The sequence below is a fragment of the Vulcanisaeta sp. genome, from assembly GCF_049966235.1.
In the GTDB taxonomy this organism is placed as follows: domain Archaea; phylum Thermoproteota; class Thermoprotei; order Thermoproteales; family Thermocladiaceae; genus Vulcanisaeta; species Vulcanisaeta moutnovskia.
The window spans coordinates 1-708 of record NZ_JBMFVA010000070.1; the positions used below are offsets into that span (position 1 = coordinate 1).

A 708-nucleotide genomic window follows, 5' to 3' on the forward strand; every position below is an offset into this window, starting at 1 on the left:
ATGATCAATTTTACATTACCCTATAATGTTAGCATATCTTTTATTTCATTATATTTAAGCAGTGAACAGATTAACCCTCCAACCATAAATTATTACAACATTCCCATATCATTAATAAATTTAACAAATAATAAGTTAAATTATATTTATAACTGGAATGTAAAAGTGAGTGTTTATGGCTTTTATAATCTATCAATTCCTTTAGGTCTAAGTTTAAATTCAGGAAATTATTCAATACTGATAAATGATACGAGTTCAGGATCACTATATATAGGATATTTCACTTCTCAGTATTTATATAATAGCACAAATTATAACGGTTTTGTTTATGGCAATACATTTATAAATTCAATATATCCTTATTTCCAGATATGGATTAATAATATTCAATTTATAAATATAACAATAACTGAACAGGGATTACCTTCAGGTTCTCAATGGTATATTAACGTACAGGGTAATTATATGTATTCAACAACTAATACAATAATATTTAATTTACCTTATAATTCAGGATTATACAATATAAGTTTTGGGTCAACAAATCCATTATATGCACCTTATCCATCATATCATATATTTGACACATCATTACCATTTAATATAACCTATAATATTGAATTTAATTATGTTATACCTTCACCATATATTGAGTTTATCCCATATATACCTGTACCTTTTAATATTACGGTGTCATGGCAATATAAT

The 708-nt window shown here is 24.7% G+C and carries 1 pseudogene; it reads left to right on the forward strand.

Annotation, left to right across the window (positions count from 1 at the left end):
- Positions 1-165: 165 nt before the first annotated feature.
- Positions 166-708: pseudogene (locus ACP5L5_RS11755) on the forward strand (hypothetical protein); the annotation flags it as partial.